Source organism: Rhodococcus sp. T2V (genome assembly GCF_029269925.1).
Classification (GTDB): Bacteria; Actinomycetota; Actinomycetes; order Mycobacteriales; family Mycobacteriaceae; genus Rhodococcus_F; species Rhodococcus_F koreensis.
In genome coordinates this window covers 1-387 of record NZ_JARJBD010000574.1, presented here as the reverse complement: position 1 = coordinate 387, position 387 = coordinate 1, and the positions used below count along the sequence as shown (strand labels likewise).

At 66.1% G+C, this 387-nt stretch carries 1 pseudogene; it reads right to left on the bottom strand.

The window, feature by feature from the left end:
* Positions 1–198 (bottom strand): annotated as a pseudogene (locus tag P3H15_RS55455) (hypothetical protein); the annotation flags it as partial.
* Positions 199–387 lie beyond the last annotated feature (189 nt).

The following is a 387-nucleotide window of genomic DNA, read 5'->3' as shown; positions in this document are numbered from 1 at the left end:
GGGTATCGACGGCGGTGCGGTACGCGGTCGCAACCGCTCGGAGGCGGCCGGGAGTGGTTGTCGGGGCGGCGAGTTCGGACAGACCCGTGCGTAGGAGATCCGACCGGTCTGCGCCGGTTCGGACGGCCGGCGCACCAGCACCCGCGCGCCCACACTCAGCGCCGCGGGCCCGGGTTTCGGGGTGTGCGTGCTGACCACTCGACCATCGGCCGGATTTTAAAAAAACGAAACTTCGTCCTCACCTGAAAAAGTGCTGGACCATTCCACCACAGGCGAACGCGGAGTTCGCGGTGGGTTCGTCGACGTGGTGCTGGTCGAGTTGGCGGTCGCGAATGAGTTCGTCGATGAGATCGCCGCGGATCTCGTCAATGCGGGTCCGGGACAGCA